Source organism: Portibacter lacus (genome assembly GCF_021533215.1).
GTDB classification, from domain to species: domain Bacteria; phylum Bacteroidota; class Bacteroidia; order Chitinophagales; family Saprospiraceae; genus Portibacter; species Portibacter lacus.
The window spans coordinates 1-1137 of sequence record NZ_JAJNKA010000042.1 but is presented as its reverse complement, the minus strand read 5'-3'; the positions used below and the strand labels follow the sequence as shown (position 1 = coordinate 1137).

Annotated in this window: 1 protein-coding gene; it reads right to left on the bottom strand. The window is 34.3% G+C overall.

All coding sequences use genetic code 11. The features are described from left to right. Positions 1–33: 33 nt before the first annotated feature. Positions 34–1137 (bottom strand): cohesin domain-containing protein (locus L2586_RS24360; protein ID WP_235295618.1); only part of this gene is annotated, 1104 nt, incomplete at its 5' end.

The following is a 1137-nucleotide window of genomic DNA, read 5'->3' as shown; positions in this document are numbered from 1 at the left end:
ATGAACCGGGCTTCTGAATTTTATATATCTAAACTACTCAATAACTATCATTTTCTTAGTTGCACTATACTCTCCAGCATTGATCTGGTAGTACATTACGCCTGTTACATCTAGTCCTTTCACCATTTCTCTATTCTGTCCTTTCTTATAGTCTGCACTCTTTGTGTACAATACTTTTCCTGTTACATCATAGATCGTCAAGCTTGCTGAACTTGCTTCTGGTAAATTAAAACTAATCATTGTTGATCCTTTAAATGGATTTGGCTCATTTTGGTATAATGCGAATCCATCTAAGTTTTCTCCTCTGTTCGTTCTTAAGCTTACTTCATTAACTTCTAATGAAGTTCCTACATATGCTTCTGCTGCAGTTACTTTAGAACTAATGTTTATTGTTTCGCTTAATTTAACTGCTTTGTTCGCTTTGAAATTAAGTGTAAACAATACCTCGTTTGATAACACAGTTGCTCCTCTTACATCATCGAATGAAGTTGTTATGATTCCTTCCTCGATTCTGTTCAAGCCAAAGTTTCCTTCGCCTACTTTCAAGCTTCCTGATTCAACTCCAACAAATTCTAAGCCTTCTGCAAATTCTAATGTGAATTGGTATCCGTATACTTCATTGAAATCTGATGATTTGAATGATACGCTTACTTCATCTCCACTGTTGTAATTTGCATCCGCTATTTCTAATGTCAATGTTTTTGACTCTCTCACTTGAGCATTTGCGTTTGCACTTGCTACTACTGTATTGTTAATATCTCCGATTTTTACTGCTACGAAATCAGCATCCATCATATCATTTTTCAATGCTTCCACATTCGCTACCTCATCAAATGGCCATGGCTGTGTTGCATCATTAAACTCATAGTCTTTTGATACAAATCTCCATGAATCATTATTTGGCAATTTATTTCCTTCGTATAATCCTAAGATTAATTTTCTTAATTGAAGTAAATCTGTTGCTTTTATGCTTTCATCATTGTTGATATCTGCTGCGATTAAATCATATGCATTCTCAATTCTCTGAATGTTTAGTAAGTGCTTCTGAATCAAGATTAAATCTAAAGTTGTTACACCATTTGTATAATCATCATTCTTTGCAGAAGTGATCTCATAGTTGTAATCTTCTGGATTCCC